Source organism: Pseudomonas sp. NPDC087029 (genome assembly GCF_044745345.1).
Lineage (GTDB): Bacteria > Pseudomonadota > Gammaproteobacteria > Pseudomonadales > Pseudomonadaceae > Aquipseudomonas > Aquipseudomonas faucium.
This window is the reverse complement of record NZ_JBIVAB010000002.1, coordinates 80,576-96,036: the sequence shown is the minus strand read 5'-3', so window position 1 is coordinate 96,036 and position 15,461 is coordinate 80,576. Positions and strand designations below refer to the sequence as shown.

Genomic DNA, 15,461 nt, shown 5'->3' with positions numbered 1-15,461 from the left:
GCTTCAAGCATCTGTTCATTTTTTGATCAGTGATGCTTTGTGGATGATTGCACAGGCTTTTTTCCACAGATCTGATACGCCCTGAATTCACCGATTGCCTGTGGATAACTCTGTGAAAAACCCTTGGACAGACCGCTGCAGACGGCATGCTTGAAAGCGTTGAGCCATCACCCGCCGACCACAGTTCGCTGAAAGGGTTCCGCTGGGCAGCCAAGTTGCCCCCAATCCGTGGGGAAAGGCTTGTGGATAACATGCGTATACCTGACGCCAGCCGCTCTGCAGCGGGGCTTTCGCGACTATGTACAAAAAATGACCAGCTGCTTTGACGCCTTGCTGCCAAGGCCAAGCAAAGGCATGCTGGATGGCCTGCCGAAGACCCTATCCACCGCGAGGAACAGAGCATGACGTCCACCGTATTCATCACTGGCGCGACTTCCGGTTTTGGCGAGGCCACCGCCCGCCGTTTTGCCGATGCCGGCTGGAAGCTGGTACTCACCGGGCGCCGCAAGGACCGCCTGGATGCCCTGTGCGCCGAGCTGTCGGCCAAGACCGAAGTGCACGGCCTGGTGCTTGACGTGCGCGACCGCAAAGCCATGGAACAAGCGCTCGCCAGCTTGCCTGCCGGCTTCGACAAGCTGCGCGGCCTGGTCAATAACGCAGGCCTGGCACTGGGAGTGGATGCGGCGCAGAACTGCAGCCTGGACGACTGGGAAACCATGGTCGACACCAACATCAAGGGCCTGATGTACACCACCCGCCTGCTGCTGCCGCGCCTGATCGCCCATGGCCGCGGCGCATCGATCCTCAACGTCGGCTCCGTGGCCGGCAACTACCCGTACCCGGGCGCCAACGTGTACGGCGGCACCAAGGCCTTCGTCGGCCAGTTCTCGCTGAGCCTGCGCTGCGATCTGCGCGGCACGGGCGTGCGCGTCAGCAACATCGAGCCGGGCCTGTGCGAGAGCGAGTTCTCGCTGGTGCGCTTCGGCGGCGACCAGGCCAAGTACGATGCCACCTACGCCGGCGCCGAGCCGATCCAGCCGCAGGACATCGCCGAGACCATCTTCTGGATCCTCAACCAGCCGGCGCACATCAACATCAACAGCCTCGAGCTGATGCCGGTGAGCCAGGACTGGGCGGGGTTCTCGATCGACCGCTCGGCCAAGGGCTGATTCAGACGCGGGGCAAGCCCGTTCCCACAGGTGCTGGTGAATGTGTGGGAGCGGGCTTGCCCCGCGAATACGTCAGCTCAGGCGCTGCAAACCTTCCAGGCAAGTCGCCAGGTGATAGGGCGTCGTCGAAGGCATGTCATGCCGGCTCACCGCACCCTCAGTGTCGCGGCACTCATACCAGCCACCTGCATGCAGGAACCGCTGCTCCATGGCCTGCAACTGCAGAGCCAGTTGCGCTTCATTCCCTGAACGCAGCACCAGCGCCCGCAGATACTCCGCCTGCGCCCAGATGCGCTGGGTGGCATCGATGACCTTGCCGTCTACATCGAGCATGGCCAGCACCGCCCCATCCTTCACCCCGCACTGCTCGGCATAGCCAAAGGCGCGATCGATGGAGGTGTGCAGCGCTGTGCCGCGCAGCAGCGGCGAAGTCTGCAGCAGGTAGAACCATTCGAACTGGTGCCCCGGTTCGAACCAGTTATCCACAGCACCCCGAGGCTTCTCCAGCATCAGCCCGTGCTGCGGTTCGATGAAGTGCGCCTGCAGCGCCTCGCACAGTTGCAGCAGGTCGTGGCGAACCGCGTCGTCTTCACGCACGGCGAGCACCTGCAGGAAGGCTTCGGCCAGGTGCATCTGCGGGTTCTGCAAGGGGCCGCTGCCCAGGTCGGACCAATCTTCGCCCAGGCTGGCTTCGTACAAGCCATCGTCGCGAGCGAACTGCTCGGCCACGATCTCAAGGGCTGCATTGAGGGCGGATTCCACCAGCCCTTCGCGCACCTTGCCCCAGTAGTGGGCGCAGGCGAAGACGATGAAGGCGTGGGTGTAGAGGTCCTTGCGCCGGTCCAGCGGCTTGCCTTGGGCATCGATGCTGTAGAACCAGCCGCCGTGCTCGGCATCATGGAAATGCCGCTGCAGCGAGCGGAACAGTGCAGCAGCGCGTTCGGCTGCCCCCGGCTGCTCGATGCGGCTGCTGAACAGGTAGAGCTGACGCGCACAGGCCATGGCCCGGTAGCGCTGCACCGGCAGCGGCTGGTGACCGGCGTCTAGGGCTTCGTAGGGCAGGGCCATGTCGGCGTTCCAGCCCGGGCCCTGCCACAGCGGCACGATGCGTTCGGCGAAGTGCTGGTTGAAGCGGGCCAGTGCGGGCTGAAGGGGGCAGGGGTTGGGCATGAAGGTGCTCGTCAGGGTCAGGCAGTGCGCCATGGTAGCAGAACTCGGGCTCAGCCCGGATTGCCCAGGCCCTGCCAATGCCGGGCGCCGACGAAGATGAAACGCAACTGCTGGGTGATCTTTTCCTGTGCGGTGAGTGCCTGTGGATAACCCTGTTCGGGGTTGTCGATCAGTTCGGGCAGGGTGGCAAACACGGTTTTCACCACCAGGTCGGCCATCACTGCCAGGGCGGCCTTGTCCAGGTGCCGCCAGCGCTTCATGCGCGCAAGGTCGGTGGCCAGGTCGTCGCTGATGCCCTGGCGCAGGCCGGCAATGGCCTGGCGCACCGCTTGCGAGCCGCCGTACTGCTCGCGCGCCAGGAACAGGAATTGCGCACGGTGGGCGGCCACCACGTCGAGGAAGATGCGTACCGAAGCGTCGGTGATGCCGCCGAGCTCGAACTCGTTCTGCCGCACCAGGCGGATGGTATGGCGGAAGGTGGCGTCCACTTCGGCCACCAGCGCCAGGCCCAGGGCGTCCATGTCGGGGAAGTGCCGGTAAAAGCCGGTGGGCACGATACCCGCCGCCTTGGCCACTTCGCGCAGGCTGATGCTGCCGAAACCGCGGCCGCTCTGCATGAGCTGGCAGGCAGCGTCGAGCAGGGCCTGGCGGGTCTGGAGCTTCTGTTCGGCGCGCGGCAGCATGGCAGGTAATTCTGAGACGGTAAGGCTGGGCACTCTAGATAAAAAAACGAAGCCCGGTCAATGGACCGGGCTGGGAGGGGAGCAAGCGCTGTGCGTCAGGTTGTTGTTTTCGGCCATGGCGATCAGCTCACATGGCTGATTTCAACCAGACGATCCGAGCCACCTTCGGCAACACGGCCAGAGCGTTCGATCAGGCGGTCGGAGCCACCTTCGGCAACACGGCCAGAGCGTTCGATCAGGCGGTCGGAGCCACCTTCGGCAACACGGCCGGAGCGTTCGATCAGGCGGTCGGAGCCACCTTCGGCAACGCGGCCAGAGCGTTCGATCAGGCGATCCGAGCCACCTTCGGCGACGCGGCCACTGCGTTCGATCAAGCGATCAGAACCACCTTCGGCTACGGTTTTCAGTGGTTGGGCGATTTCGGCGGCGCTGGAGCGCGATTCGGCGGTCAGGTGCTGGTCGGCAGCTGGCACAGCGAAAGCGTTGGCGGCCAGAATGGACAGGGTCAGGGTAAGCAGGGCGCGTTTCATGGTCTCGGTGCTCCTTGGCGGGGCTGGAAAGTGGGTACGGAGCCAATGCTACGCCCGGGAGCACCAGAGAGAAGTTCATACGGGTAATGGTAACAATCGACCGGATTGATAGACCTTTTCAGGGGCTCTAATCCACTGCTTTCAAGGTCGTAGATGGCTACTGGCCGGTATCTGCTGCGCACCCCGCCAAGACCAATGGCCGAGGCAGAAGCTGCGAAAAACTTCGCTATCATGCACGCCACCGATAAAACCCCACGGGTTTTCATCAGTCCCAGATATTGAGTGCCATCGCTGTGCCCGCTTTGTGCCATGCCGTCAGGAGAACCACGCAATGACGCGTCCCGCCAGAATCCTCGTCTGGACCCTCACCACCCTGCTGACCTTGTTGGCGATCCTGGTGGTGCTGATCGCCACCTTCGACTGGAATCGCGTCAAGCCACTGCTCAACGAGAAGGTCTCCGAGGCCTTGCACCGGCCCTTCGCCATCAACGGCAACCTCGCCGTGCACTGGCGCACCGAGCCCGAAGAAGGCGGCTGGCGTGCCTGGGTGCCCTGGCCGCACTTCATCGCCGAGGACCTGACCCTGGGCAACCCCGAGTGGCTCAAGACGCCGCAGATGGTCGGCCTTGAGCGTGTCGAGTTTCGCCTGGCGCCGCTGCCGCTGGTGCTGCAGCAGATCGTCATCCCGCGCATCGACCTGGTCAAACCTACCGCCAGCCTGACCCGCCTGGCCGATGGCCGGGCCAACTGGACCTTCGACTTCGGCCCCAAGGACGAAAACGCCGAGCCTTCCAAGTGGCAGCTGGACATCGGCGCCATCGGCTTCGACCAGGGCAACGTCAGTTTCGATGACCAGACCCTGAAAACCAGCATGAAGGTGCAGGTCGACCCGCTGGGCAAGCCGATCCCGTTCAGCGACATCGTCGGCAAGGCCAGCGCCGAAAAGGCCGGGGGTGCCCAGGACTACGCCTTCGGCTTCAAGGCCCAGGGCCGCTACAAGGACCAGCCGGTGTCCGGCACCGGCAAGATCGGCGGCCTGCTGGCGCTGCAGGATGCCAACCAGCCATTCCCGCTGCAGGCCGATGTGCGCATCGCCGACACCCACGTGGTGCTGGCCGGCACCCTGACCGACCCGCGCAACCTGGGCGCCCTCGACCTGCGCCTGCGCCTGTCGGGCGCAAGCCTTGGCAACCTCTACCCGCTGACCGGCGTGACCCTGCCCGATACCCCTGCCTACGAAACCGACGGCCACCTCACGGCCAACCTGCATGCCGCCGGGGGCGCGACATTCAATTACCAGGGCTTCAACGGCAAGATCGGCGACAGCGACATTCATGGCGACCTGGCCTTCGTCGCCAGCCAGCCGCGGCCCAAGCTCTCCGGCAAGCTGGTGTCCAACCAGCTGCTGTTCAAGGACCTGGCGCCGCTGATCGGCGCCGATTCCAACGCCGAGCAGAAGGCCCGCGGCGGTGCCAGCAAACAGCCAAGCGGCAAGGTGCTGCCGGTGGAGGAGTTTCGCACCGAACGCTGGCGCGCCATGGATGCGGACGTCACCTTCGCCGGCAAACGCATCGTCCACAGCGAGCAGCTGCCGTTCAATGACCTGTCTGCCCACGTTATCCTCGAAGACGGCCTGCTGCGCCTGGAGCCGCTGCGCTTTGGCGTGGCCGGCGGCAACCTGGCCTCGAACATTCGCCTGGACGGGCGCAGCGTGCCCCTGCAGGGCCGCGCCCAGCTGACCGCGCGCGGCTTCAAGCTCAAGCAGCTGTTCCCAACTTTTGCGCCCATGCAGACCAGCTTCGGCGAGCTCAATGGCGATGCCGACATCAGCGGCCGCGGCAACTCGGTGGCGGCGCTGCTGGGCACGGCCAATGGCGACCTGCGCATGCTGATCAACGATGGGGCGATCAGCCGCAGCCTGATGGAGATCGCCGGGCTCAACGTCGGCAACTATGTGGTCGGCAAGCTGTTTGGCGACGAGGACGTGAAGATCAATTGCGCGGCGGCCGATGTCGGCATCAAGGATGGCCTGGCGACCACGCGGCTGTTCATCTTCGATACCGAGAACGCGATCATCTACATCAATGGCACGGCGAATTTTGCCAGCGAGCAGCTGGATTTGAAGATCAGCCCGGAATCCAAGGGCCTGCGGCTGTTCTCGCTGCGCTCGCCGTTGTATGTGCGCGGGCCGTTCGCCAAGCCGAGCGCGGGTGTACAGGCGGTGCCGCTGGCCTTGCGCGGGGCGGGGATGGTGGCCTTGGGTGTCGTTGCAGGGCCTGCGGCGGGGTTGCTGGCGCTGGTGGCGCCGAGCAGTGGCGACCAGCCCAACCAGTGCACGCCATTGCTGCAGCAGATGAAAGCCGGCAAGGCGCCGGCTGCGGTGAAGGGCAGGAAATAGCAAGGGGGCCGCTTTGCGGCCCTTTCGCGACACAAGGCCGCTCCTACAGAACAACGTGGTCGTCTGTAGGAGCGGCCTTGTGTCGCGAAAGGGCTGCAAAGCAGCCCCGTGCGATTACAACCCTTGCAGCAAGTCGGACATGTCGTCCGCGTGCTCTTCTTCCTGGGCCAGGATGTCTTCAAAGATGCGCCGCGTAGTCGGGTCGGTATCGCCGATGTACTGGATGATCTCGCGGTAGCTGTCGATCGCGATGCGCTCGGCCACCAAGTCCTCCAGCACCATCTCCTTCAGCGAATTACCCGCCACGTACTGGGCATGGGAATTCTTGGTCAGGTTGTCCGGGTTGAAATCCGGCTCCCCGCCCAGCTGCACGATGCGCTCGGCCAGTTTGTCGGCGTGCTCGGCTTCCTGATTGGCATGCTCGAGAAACTCTTCGGCCGCGACGCTCGCCTTGATGCCGCTGGCCATGAAGTAATGGCGCTTGTAGCGCAACACGCAGACCAGCTCGGTGGCCAGCGACTCGTTGAGCAGGCGCAGGATTTCCTTGCGGTCAGCCTGGTAGCCCTCGGTCACGGCGCCTTGTTCCACATGCTGGCGGGCGCGCTTGCGCAGGGTTTGCACATCGGTCAGTTCAACGTTGCTCATGGTTGTCTCCAAACAGATCAGGACGGTGGGTCAAGGTGTGACGGAGGCTTTCGCGTCTCGTACCGCTTCGCTGTCCTCTTCTCGTTGCTTGCAAGTCTTGAAGCCCTTGGCATCGACGTGGCCGGTGGCGTCGAAACGCACGTAGTAGGGCTGCTGGCGGCCGTCTTGGTTGAGGATGTAGTCGTTGCAGGTGCCCCCGTGCGGCAAATCGATCACGTTGGATGGGCTGCCGCCGATGGCAATGACCTTCTGCATGGTCATGCCGTTTTCCACTTGCTTGACCAGCGGCTGGTCACGGTAGGTGACGTAGTCCACCGGGTTTTCCGGGCGGCTGCCGCAGGCGGCCAGGGTGGCGCTTGCCAGAAGGATTGCCAGGGTCTGCTTGTACATGGTCCCGCTCCTTGCACAGGGTCTGTTCTGGGTTGGAACCGCAGCGCGCGTCAGGAGTTCGATTGCGATGGTCATCAAGGCCGCTGTAGTGTGGGCCGATCGTCCATGGAGAGGGGGCTGGGCAATGGGGCAGGAATTGGCCACGCGCTACCCGCTGGTGCTGGTACCGGGCATGCTCGGCTTCGTCAGGGTGCTGCTCTACCCCTACTGGTTCGGCATCGTGCCGGCGTTGCGCAAGGGTGGCGCGCAGGTGTTTCCGGTGCAGGTTTCGCCATTGCACTCAAACGAGGTGCGCGGCGAGCAGCTGCTGGCGATCATCGAGGACATCTGCCAACGCACCGGCGCCGACAAGGTCAACCTGATCGGCCATAGCCAGGGCGCCTTGAATGCCCGCTACGCCGCCGCCAAGCGGCCAGGCCGGGTTGCCTCGGTCACCTCCGTGGCCGGGCCCAACCACGGCTCGGAACTGGCAGACCACCTGGAGCGCACGGCGCCGGGCGACTCGCCCCAGGGCCGGCTGCTCAAGGCCGCACTGCACGGCCTGGGGATGTTGCTGGTGTGGCTGGAAACCGGTTGGCGCCGCGACCCGCTGCCAGTTGACGTGCACGCTTCGCACCAGGCCCTGACCAGTGCCGGCGTGGCGCGCTTCAACCAGGCTTATCCACAGGGCTTGCCCGACACCTGGGGCGGTGAAGGGCCGAGCGAGGTGGATGGCGTGCGCTACTACTCCTGGTCCGGCACCCTGCAGCCTGGGCTCACCGACCAGGGCAGCAACCGCTTCGACGGCAGCAACCGCTTCTGCCGCCTGTTCGCGCGCAGCTTCGTCAAGGAAAAGGGCCACTGCGACGGCATGGTCGGGCGCTTCAGTTCACACCTGGGGCAGGTGATCGGCGACGACTTCCCGCTCGATCACCTGGACATCGTCAACCAGTCATTGGGCGCCGTCGGCAAGGGCGCTGAGCCTGTGCGCCTGTTCACCGAGCACGCCGCGCGGCTCAAGGCTGCGGGGCTGTAGCCGCACGGCGTACAGGCGTGGTCCAGCGTTCGGCGAGGACCACGCCGGCCAGGGTCAGCAGGCCGCCGATCAGGTGGTAGCTGGCCAGGCGTTCATCGAGCACGCCGGCGGCGATCAGCGCGGTCACCACCGGCAGCAGGTTGAAGAACAGCGTCGTGCGGCTAGGCCCCAGGCGGTGCACGGCCTGCATCCACACCAGCGGTGCGACCATCGAGGCCAGCACGCAGGCATACAGCACCAGGCCGACGTTATGTGCATTCAGGCCGGTCTTTTCCGAGAGCAGGAACAGCGGCAGCAGCACCAGGATCGCCACCAGCACCTGCAGGTACAGCAGCTGCAAAGGCGGCAGGCGCAGCTGCCATTTCTTCAGCAGGAAGCTGTACAGCGCATAGGCCAGGGTAGCCACCAGCATCAGCAGGTCGCCGCTGTTCAGGCCCTGTTCGAGCAGCGCGCCAGGGTGGCCGGCAGACACCACTTCGAGCACGCCATAAAACGACACCAGCGCGCCGAACAAGGCGCCGAAGGTCAGGCGCTGGCCGAGCCAGGCGATCGACAGGGCCAGCGACATCAGCGGCATCAGCGAGAGGATGATGCCCATGTTGGTGGCGCTGGTGATGCCGGCGGCGAAGTACGCCAGGCTCTGGTACAGCGCCATGCCCAGGACGCCGAGCACGAACACCTTGCCCAGGTGCGGGCGGATCGCCGCACGGTTGCGCCACACCTTGGGCAGCAGGAACGGGGTGAACAGCAGGCCGGCCAGCAGCCACCGGTAGAAGCCGATTTCGGCAGGGTGGATGGCACCGGCGGAGAGCTTGGTGACCACGGTATTGCCAGCCCAGATGAGGATGGCGGTGAGGGGGAAGAGGTAATTCATGCCGCTGTGATTCTCTGAGGTGTTGCGAAAGGGCCGCCCAGGGGGCCCCGATAAGCACCTATTATCCGCTGTCCGTCCGCAAGCCTATACTCGTATCCAGACAACCTGCCCCTGCAAGCAGACACCATGGCCCGCAAATACCTCGACATCCCCCAGTTCGACGAGCTCCCGGCGCCGGTGTATTTCCGCCACGACGAGTTCGGCGCCGACACCCACAGCGCCCCCCATCGCCACGCCTGGGGCCAGCTCAACTACACCGCCCATGGCGTCATGCACCTGGACGTCGATGGCCAGCGCTTCCTTTCACCCCCGCACTACGCGGTGTGGGTGCCGCCGGGCACCGAGCATGGCTGCTACAACCCCCAGGCCATCGTCTACCGCTCGGTCTATCTGCAGCGCAGCCTGTGCAAAGGCTTGCCGCAACAGCCGTGCAGCCTGGTGATCAGCGACATTCTCAAGGCCATCCTCGGCGACTTCGCCCGGCGCGACCTGAAGGTGGCGCAGGATGAGCGCGACCAGCGCCTGGTCCAGGTGCTGCTCGACCAACTGCTGCTGGCGCCGACCCAGACCTGCTACCTGCCATTCGCCCGCAGCGACGGCCTGCGCCAGGTGCTCGACGCCCTTGGTGCCGAGCCCGGCGACAACCGCCCGCTGGCCGCCTGGGCGGCGCAGGTGCATGTCAGCGAGCGCACCCTGGCGCGCCAGTTTCTGCGCGAGCTGGGCATCAGCTTCGGCGAGTGGCGCCTGCGCTTGCGCTTCTTGCGCGCCATCGAAGCGTTGGAAGCCGGCCAGCCGATCCAGGCGATTGCCTTCGACCTGGGCTACAGCAGCGCCTCGGCCTTCATCGCCATGTTCCAGCGCCAGGCCCAGTGCACGCCGGAGCAGTACCGGCGGCAGGCACGGGCAGGTTTGTAAAAATTCTTGTCTACACTGTTCAGCACCACCGTGCATCGGGCGCGGAGACAAGGAGACCACTCCATGAAAATGCTGCAAATGCCGTTGCTGGTATTGGCTGTGTTGTTCAGCGCGCAAGGATTCGCCGCCACCGCGCAACAGGAAAAGATGAAAACCTGCAACGCCGACGCCACCACCAAGGCACTCAAGGGTGATGAGCGCAAGGCGTTCATGAGCACGTGCCTGAAGAAAGACGCGACTCCTGCGCCCACCCAGCAGGAAAAGATGACCTTGTGCAACAAAGACGCCAGCGACAAAGCGCTCAAGGGCGACGCGCGCAAGACGTACATGAGCGACTGCCTGAAGAAGAAATGACCTGCGCCTATGCCTGTGGCCACAAGGCTGGCAGACTGCGGGTCTTTCCGCTGTCTGCCGTCGAGGCTGTATGACCTTCACCCCCCGCCAGATCACCCTTGCCAGCCTGATCATCGTGATGGCTGGCTTGCTCCTGGCCCTGCCCCTGAAGTTGCTGCCCAGCCTGCTCGCCGGGCTGTTGGTGTTCGAGCTGGTCAACATGCTCACGCCACGCCTGCAACCGCTGATTGCCGGGCAGCGCGCGCGCTGGCTGGCGGTGGCGCTGCTGGGCACGCTGGTGGTCAGCACCCTGACGCTGCTGATTGCCGGCGCGTTCAGTTTCCTGCTGCACGAGGCGGAAAACCCGGGCGCTTCGCTGGACAAGTTCATGGGCCTGGTCGAACGTGCCCGAGGCCAGCTGCCGCCATTCATCGAGGCCTACCTGCCGGCCAGTGCGGCCGAGTTCAAGGTGGCCATCGGTGACTGGATCAGAAGCCACCTGAGCGACCTGCAACTGGTGGGCAAGGGCATGGCGCACATGTTCGTGACCCTGCTGATCGGCATGATTCTCGGGGCCATCATCGCCCTGCAGCGCATCCCCGACCTGTCGCGTCGCAAGCCCTTGGCGGCGGCCCTGTTCGAGCGCCTGAACCTGCTGGTGCAGGCGTTTCGCAACATCGTCTTCGCGCAGATCAAGATTTCCCTGCTCAATACCGCGTTCACCGGTATTTTCCTGGCCGTGGTGATGCCGCTGTTCGGCGTGCACCTGCCGCTGACCAAGACCTTGATCGTGCTGACCTTCCTGCTGGGGCTGCTGCCGGTGATTGGCAACCTGATGTCCAACACGCTGATCACCATCGTCGGCCTGTCGCTGTCGATCTGGGTGGCGGCGGCGGCGCTGGGGTACCTGATCGTCATCCACAAGGCCGAGTACTTCCTCAACGCGCGGATCGTGGGCGGGCAGATCAGTGCCAAGGCCTGGGAGCTGTTGCTGGCGATGCTGGTATTTGAAGCGGCGTTCGGGCTGCCGGGGGTGGTGGCGGGGCCGATCTATTACGCCTATCTGAAGAGTGAATTGAAGCGAGCGGAGCTGGTTTGATGAATGCTGGGGCCGCTTTGCGGCCCTTTCGCGACACAAGGCCGCTCCTACAGACGACCGCGTCCTCCTGTAGGAGCGGCCTTGTGTCGCGAAAGGGCTGCAGAGCAGCCCCCAAAGGTCAGGCCGCCCCGTAACGCTTGCGCGCCTCGATCGCCAACCCGCTACCGATGCTGCCAAAGATATTGCCTTCCACATGCCGCGCATTGGGCAGCATCGCCGCCACGCTGTTGCGCAGCGCCGGGATACCGCTGGAGCCACCGGTAAAGAACACCGTGTCCACCTGCCCCTGGCTCACCCCCGCCTTGCCCAGCAGCTCGGTCACGCTGCCGCGCACCCGCTCCAGCAACCCTTCGATGGCGCCTTCGAACACTGCACGGGTCAAATCCACACCCAGCTCGCGCTCGACCCGGCCCAGGTCGATACGGCGGCTCTGCTGCTCGGTCAGCTCGATCTTGCTGGCCTCCACTTCCATTGCCAGCCAGTGCCCGGCGCGCTGTTCGATCAGCTTGAACAGGCGGTCGATGCCCAGGGTGTCCTCGATGTCGTAGCGCATGCTGCCCAGGGCCAGCTGCGATTTTTGCGAGTACAGGGCGTTGATGGTGTGCCAGGTGGCCAGGTTGAGGTGGTAGCTGGTGGGCATCAGCGCGCCGCTCTTCATCCGGCTGCCGTAGCCGAACAGCGGCATCACGCCTTGCAGGCTCAGCTGCTTGTCGAAGTCGGTACCGCCGATGTGCACGCCGCCGGTGGCGAGGATGTCGTTCTGGCGCTCGGCCACCTGGTGGCGCTCCGGGGAGAGGCGGATCAGGGTAAAGTCCGAGGTACCGCCGCCGATATCGACGATGAGCACCAGCTCTTCGCGGCTGATCCCCGACTCGTAGTCGAAGGCTGCGGCGATCGGCTCGTACTGGAACGACACGTCCTTGAAACCGAGCTTGCGCGCTACCTCGGCCAGGGTGTCCTCGGCCTCCTGGTCGGCGGCCGGGTCTTCGTCGACGAAGAACACCGGGCGGCCCAGCACCACCTGGTCGAATTCGCGGCCGGCAGCGGCCTCGGCGCGTTTTTTCAGCTCGCCGATGAACATGCCCAGCAGGTCCTTGAACGGCAGGGCGCTGCCCAGCACGCTGGTGTCGTGCTTGATCAGCTTGGAGCCCAGCAGGCTCTTGAGCGAGCGCATCAGGCGGCCTTCGTAGCCTTCCAGGTACTCGTGCAGTGCCAGGCGGCCATACACCGGGCGGCGCTCTTCGATATTGAAGAAGACCACCGAGGGCAGGGTGATCTTGCCGTCTTCCAGGGCGATCAGCGACTCGCTGCCCGGGCGGTGCCAGCCGACCGTGGAGTTGGAGGTGCCGAAATCGATGCCCAGGGCGCGGGCCGGGGATACGTCAGACATGGGAAAAAGGCTTCCGGAGGCAAAACGGCCGCGCAGTTTATGCCAGTTGGCCAGAGAATCAAGACCGGCCGTCTGCCTTGCAGCAGCGCCAAGCGCACCTTGAAAGGCTATGCTTGACCCCTATCTTCTGTTGCAACACGCAAATTCACATTGGTGATCCATAGATGGACTTCAAAGACTACTACAAGATACTCGGCGTAGAGCCCACGGCGGACGAGAAGGCGATCAAGGCCGCGTACCGCAAGCTGGCGCGCAAGTATCACCCCGATGTCAGCAAGGAGCGCGACGCCGAGGAGAAATTCAAGGAGGCCAATGAGGCCTACGAGGTGCTGGGCGATGCCCAGAAGCGCGCCGAGTTCGACGAAATCCGCAAGTACGGCGGCCAGCACGGCCGGCCATTCCAGGCCCCACCGGGCTGGGAAAGCCGAGGCGGTGGTGGTGGCGGCGGCTTCGAGGGCGGCGACTTCTCCGACTTCTTCAGTTCGATCTTCGGCGCCCGCGGCTCCAACCCCTTCGGTGGCGCCCGGCAACAACGCAGTGCCGGCAGGCGAGGGCAGGACGTGGAACTGGAACTGGCGATCTTCCTTGAAGAAACCCTGAGCAAGGAATCCAAGCAGATCAGCTTCCAGGTGCCGCAGACCAACGCCGCCGGCCAGCGCACCGGCTTTACCACCAAGACCCTGAACGTGAAGATTCCGGCCGGGGTCAGCGATGGCGAACGCATCCGCCTCAAGGGCCAGGGCGCGCCGGGCGTGGGCGGCGGGGCGAATGGCGACCTGTTCCTGACCATCCGCATGGCGCCGCATCCGCTGTTCGATGTCGAAGGGCATGACCTGATCATCACCGTGCCACTGGCGCCGTGGGAGGCCGCGTTGGGCACCAAGGTGGCGGTGCCGACCCTGGACGGCAAGATCAACCTGACCATCCGCCCCGACAGCCAGAGCGGCCAGCGCCTGCGCGTACCGGGCAAGGGCCTGGCGAACAAGCAAGGCGAGCGCGGCAACCTGTATGCCCAGCTCAAGGTGGTGATGCCGCCGAGCTCCGATGCTACTGCCCGTGAACTGTGGACCCAGCTCTCCGAGAAAGCTGCGTTCAACCCGAGGACACAATGGAGTAAGTGATCATGAGCAGCACCCTGATCGTTCAACTGGACATGCGCACCCTTTGCCAGGAGGCCGACATCACGGCCGACTACGTGGTCGAAATCGTCGAACACGGCATCGTTGAACCTTCGGGGCGAACGCCGGAGGATTGGTTGTTCGACGACCAGGCGCCGCTGGTGGCCAAGCGTGCGGTGAAGCTGCACCGGGAGCTGGAGCTGGAGTGGGAAGGGGTGGCGCTGGCGCTGGAACTGCTGCAGGAGGTGCAGCAGTTGCGCAGCGAGAACAGCATGCTGAGGCAGCGGTTGGGGCGATTTACCCAGATGTGATGTTTGCAGTGCGGGCCTCATCGCGGCTAAAGCCGCTCCTACAAGGGAGCCGAGAGCTCTGTAGGAGCGGCTTTAGCCGCGATGAGGCCCGATCAGGCAACCCAATCTCAATCCGGCTCAGCCCCAGGATTGAGCACCACCTGCATGAAGGTCAGGTCCAGCCACCTGCCGAATTTCACCCCCACCTGCGGCATCTGCCCGGTCACCACGAAGCCCAACCGTTGATGCAGGCGCACCGAGGCCACATTGCCGCTCTCGATGGCCGCCACCATCACATGCTTGCCACACCCCCGCGCCCGCTCGAGCAGCGCCGCCATCAATTGCGGCCCCAACCCTTTGCCACGCTGGTCGTCGCGCACATACACCGAATGCTCCACGGTATGGCGAAACCCCTCGAACGGCCGCCAGTCGCCGAACGAGGCATACCCCAGCACGCCCGTTTCATCCGCCGCCACCAGGATCGGATAGCCCTGTTGCGCCCGCGCCTCGAACCAGGCCTGGCGGTTGGCAAGGTCCACCGGGGTTTCGTTCCAGATCGCCGTGGTGTTGCGCACCGCGTCGTTGTAGATCTCGAGGATGCCCGGCACATCGGTGGCCAGGGCATCGCGGATTTCGTGGCTCATTGCAGCGTCTCGCAAGGTCGATGGCTGCAGATTAAATGGTTACCAGCCCGCGCACACCTTCGGCCTGCATGTTTTCCCCGCGCCCGCGCTGGATGATTTCGCCGCGGGCCATGACCAGGTATTGGTCGGCCAGCGCCTCGGCAAAGTCGTAGAACTGCTCGACCAGCAGGATGGCCATGTCGCCGCGCGCGGCCAGGCGGCGGATCACTGCTCCGATTTCCTTGATCACCGAGGGCTGGATGCCTTCGGTAGGCTCGTCGAGGATCAACAGCCGCGGGCGGCTGGCCAGGGCGCGGCCGATGGCCAGCTGTTGCTGCTGGCCGCCGGACAGGTCGCCGCCGCGGCGTTGTTTCATCTGCTCCAGCACCGGGAACAGTTCGTAGATGAAGGCCGGCACTTCGCGGGCCTCGCGGGCGGGGAAGCGCGACAGGCCCATGAGCAGGTTTTCCTCGACGCTCAGGCGCGGGAAGATTTCGCGCCCCTGGGGCACGTAGGCGATGCCGGCCTGCACCCGCTGCTGCGGCTTGAGCGTGGTGATGGGTTTGCCTTCCCATTCGACGCTGCCTTCGCGGGCGGGCACCAGGCCCATCAGGCAGCGCAGCAGGGTGGTCTTGCCCACGCCGTTGCGCCCGAGCAGGCAGGTGACTTCGCCGACCCGGGCCTCGAAGGACAGGCCGCGCAGGATGTGGCTGCCGCCGTAGTACTGGTGCAGGGTGTCGATTTTCAGCATGTGAGAATTCCTGATGTTGTTGCAGTGCCTGCACCGGCCCCATCGCCGGCAAGCCGGCTCCCACAGGT

Annotated in this window: 17 protein-coding genes; 8 read left to right on the top strand and 9 right to left on the bottom strand. The window is 64.7% G+C overall.

Going from position 1 to position 15,461, the window contains the following annotated elements; translation table 11 throughout:
* Positions 1-401: 401 nt before the first annotated feature.
* On the top strand, positions 402-1,169 hold the full coding sequence (locus ACIPG5_RS03880; protein WP_176513251.1) for an SDR family oxidoreductase: 768 nt from the start codon (positions 402-404) through the stop codon (positions 1,167-1,169).
* Between the two features lie 72 nt (positions 1,170-1,241).
* Here the strand turns inward: ACIPG5_RS03880 and ACIPG5_RS03875 are convergent, their stop codons facing one another.
* The 3 genes from ACIPG5_RS03875 to ACIPG5_RS03865 form a co-directional block, all read right to left on the bottom strand.
* Positions 1,242-2,339, bottom strand: coding sequence for an AGE family epimerase/isomerase (locus ACIPG5_RS03875; protein WP_401373442.1), 1,098 nt, complete (start codon positions 2,337-2,339; stop codon positions 1,242-1,244).
* A gap of 50 nt (positions 2,340-2,389) precedes the next feature.
* Entirely contained in the window at positions 2,390-3,022 is a 633-nt protein-coding gene (locus ACIPG5_RS03870) for a TetR family transcriptional regulator (protein ID WP_401373440.1), read from the bottom strand.
* 122 nt (positions 3,023-3,144) lie between these two features.
* On the bottom strand, positions 3,145-3,552 hold the full coding sequence (locus ACIPG5_RS03865; RefSeq protein ID WP_176513257.1) for a phage infection protein: 408 nt from the start codon (positions 3,550-3,552) through the stop codon (positions 3,145-3,147).
* A 331-nt stretch (positions 3,553-3,883) separates the two neighbouring features.
* On the opposite strand from ACIPG5_RS03865, the gene ACIPG5_RS03860 reads away from it, so the two are divergent.
* A complete protein-coding gene (locus ACIPG5_RS03860; RefSeq protein WP_401373438.1) occupies positions 3,884-5,950 on the top strand; it encodes an AsmA family protein in 2,067 nt (688 codons plus the stop codon).
* 114 nt (positions 5,951-6,064) lie between these two features.
* Here ACIPG5_RS03860 and ACIPG5_RS03855 read toward each other — a convergent pair whose 3' ends face one another.
* A complete protein-coding gene (locus ACIPG5_RS03855; protein WP_176513261.1) occupies positions 6,065-6,595 on the bottom strand; it encodes a bacterioferritin in 531 nt (176 codons plus the stop codon).
* 30 nt (positions 6,596-6,625) lie between these two features.
* Positions 6,626-6,985 (bottom strand): osmotically-inducible lipoprotein OsmE, encoded by a 360-nt coding sequence (osmE, locus tag ACIPG5_RS03850; RefSeq protein ID WP_286912730.1) that lies wholly within the window; start codon positions 6,983-6,985, stop codon positions 6,626-6,628.
* 124 nt (positions 6,986-7,109) lie between these two features.
* Between osmE and ACIPG5_RS03845 the strand changes: the two genes are divergently transcribed.
* Positions 7,110-8,000, top strand: a complete 891-nt coding sequence (locus ACIPG5_RS03845; protein WP_401373435.1) for an alpha/beta fold hydrolase — start codon at positions 7,110-7,112, stop codon at positions 7,998-8,000.
* Here ACIPG5_RS03845 and ACIPG5_RS03840 read toward each other — a convergent pair.
* A complete protein-coding gene (locus ACIPG5_RS03840) occupies positions 7,981-8,874 on the bottom strand; it encodes a DMT family transporter (RefSeq protein WP_286912732.1) in 894 nt (297 codons plus the stop codon). The genes ACIPG5_RS03845 and ACIPG5_RS03840 overlap by 20 nt on opposite strands.
* Positions 8,875-9,000: 126 nt before the next feature.
* Here ACIPG5_RS03840 and ACIPG5_RS03835 point away from each other — a divergent pair, with 126 nt between their 5' ends.
* From ACIPG5_RS03835 to ACIPG5_RS03825, 3 genes are all read left to right on the top strand, one after another.
* Positions 9,001-9,789, top strand: coding sequence for an AraC family transcriptional regulator (locus ACIPG5_RS03835; RefSeq protein WP_401373433.1), 789 nt, complete (start codon positions 9,001-9,003; stop codon positions 9,787-9,789).
* Between the two features lie 63 nt (positions 9,790-9,852).
* Positions 9,853-10,143, top strand: a complete 291-nt coding sequence (locus ACIPG5_RS03830) for a PsiF family protein (protein ID WP_176513272.1) — start codon at positions 9,853-9,855, stop codon at positions 10,141-10,143.
* 70 nt (positions 10,144-10,213) lie between these two features.
* Positions 10,214-11,221 carry an AI-2E family transporter gene (locus tag ACIPG5_RS03825; RefSeq protein WP_401373431.1) on the top strand — a complete coding sequence of 336 codons (1,008 nt, stop codon included), beginning with the start codon at positions 10,214-10,216 and terminating at the stop codon, positions 11,219-11,221.
* Between the two features lie 118 nt (positions 11,222-11,339).
* Here ACIPG5_RS03825 and ACIPG5_RS03820 read toward each other — a convergent pair whose 3' ends face one another.
* Positions 11,340-12,611, bottom strand: coding sequence for an Hsp70 family protein (locus ACIPG5_RS03820; protein ID WP_401373430.1), 1,272 nt, complete (start codon positions 12,609-12,611; stop codon positions 11,340-11,342).
* 164 nt (positions 12,612-12,775) lie between these two features.
* Here ACIPG5_RS03820 and cbpA point away from each other — a divergent pair, with 164 nt between their 5' ends.
* On the top strand, positions 12,776-13,732 hold the full coding sequence (cbpA, locus tag ACIPG5_RS03815) for a curved DNA-binding protein (protein ID WP_176513278.1): 957 nt from the start codon (positions 12,776-12,778) through the stop codon (positions 13,730-13,732).
* 2 nt (positions 13,733-13,734) lie between these two features.
* Positions 13,735-14,040 (top strand): chaperone modulator CbpM, encoded by a 306-nt coding sequence (locus ACIPG5_RS03810; protein ID WP_176513279.1) that lies wholly within the window; start codon positions 13,735-13,737, stop codon positions 14,038-14,040.
* A 107-nt stretch (positions 14,041-14,147) separates the two neighbouring features.
* Here ACIPG5_RS03810 and ACIPG5_RS03805 read toward each other — a convergent pair whose 3' ends face one another.
* Together ACIPG5_RS03805 and urtE are read right to left on the bottom strand one after the other, a co-directional pair.
* On the bottom strand, positions 14,148-14,663 hold the full coding sequence (locus ACIPG5_RS03805) for a GNAT family N-acetyltransferase (protein WP_401373427.1): 516 nt from the start codon (positions 14,661-14,663) through the stop codon (positions 14,148-14,150).
* Between the two features lie 31 nt (positions 14,664-14,694).
* On the bottom strand, positions 14,695-15,393 hold the full coding sequence (gene urtE, locus ACIPG5_RS03800; RefSeq protein ID WP_401373425.1) for an urea ABC transporter ATP-binding subunit UrtE: 699 nt from the start codon (positions 15,391-15,393) through the stop codon (positions 14,695-14,697).
* Positions 15,394-15,461: the final 68 nt, after the last annotated feature.

Coding starts and splice junctions, on each gene's coding strand:
- ACIPG5_RS03805 (WP_401373427.1), bottom strand. CDS start 14,663: ATGAGCCACGAAATCCGCGATGCCCTGGCCACCGATGTGCCGGGCATC.
- ACIPG5_RS03810 (WP_176513279.1), top strand. CDS start 13,735: ATGAGCAGCACCCTGATCGTTCAACTGGACATGCGCACCCTTTGCCAG.
- ACIPG5_RS03830 (WP_176513272.1), top strand. CDS start 9,853: ATGAAAATGCTGCAAATGCCGTTGCTGGTATTGGCTGTGTTGTTCAGC.
- ACIPG5_RS03865 (WP_176513257.1), bottom strand. CDS start 3,552: ATGAAACGCGCCCTGCTTACCCTGACCCTGTCCATTCTGGCCGCCAAC.
- ACIPG5_RS03855 (WP_176513261.1), bottom strand. CDS start 6,595: ATGAGCAACGTTGAACTGACCGATGTGCAAACCCTGCGCAAGCGCGCC.
- ACIPG5_RS03845 (WP_401373435.1), top strand. CDS start 7,110: ATGGGGCAGGAATTGGCCACGCGCTACCCGCTGGTGCTGGTACCGGGC.
- ACIPG5_RS03835 (WP_401373433.1), top strand. CDS start 9,001: ATGGCCCGCAAATACCTCGACATCCCCCAGTTCGACGAGCTCCCGGCG.
- ACIPG5_RS03870 (WP_401373440.1), bottom strand. CDS start 3,022: ATGCTGCCGCGCGCCGAACAGAAGCTCCAGACCCGCCAGGCCCTGCTC.
- cbpA (WP_176513278.1), top strand. CDS start 12,776: ATGGACTTCAAAGACTACTACAAGATACTCGGCGTAGAGCCCACGGCG.
- urtE (WP_401373425.1), bottom strand. CDS start 15,393: ATGCTGAAAATCGACACCCTGCACCAGTACTACGGCGGCAGCCACATC.
- ACIPG5_RS03860 (WP_401373438.1), top strand. CDS start 3,884: ATGACGCGTCCCGCCAGAATCCTCGTCTGGACCCTCACCACCCTGCTG.
- osmE (WP_286912730.1), bottom strand. CDS start 6,985: ATGTACAAGCAGACCCTGGCAATCCTTCTGGCAAGCGCCACCCTGGCC.
- ACIPG5_RS03825 (WP_401373431.1), top strand. CDS start 10,214: ATGACCTTCACCCCCCGCCAGATCACCCTTGCCAGCCTGATCATCGTG.
- ACIPG5_RS03840 (WP_286912732.1), bottom strand. CDS start 8,874: ATGAATTACCTCTTCCCCCTCACCGCCATCCTCATCTGGGCTGGCAAT.
- ACIPG5_RS03875 (WP_401373442.1), bottom strand. CDS start 2,339: ATGCCCAACCCCTGCCCCCTTCAGCCCGCACTGGCCCGCTTCAACCAG.
- ACIPG5_RS03880 (WP_176513251.1), top strand. CDS start 402: ATGACGTCCACCGTATTCATCACTGGCGCGACTTCCGGTTTTGGCGAG.
- ACIPG5_RS03820 (WP_401373430.1), bottom strand. CDS start 12,611: ATGTCTGACGTATCCCCGGCCCGCGCCCTGGGCATCGATTTCGGCACC.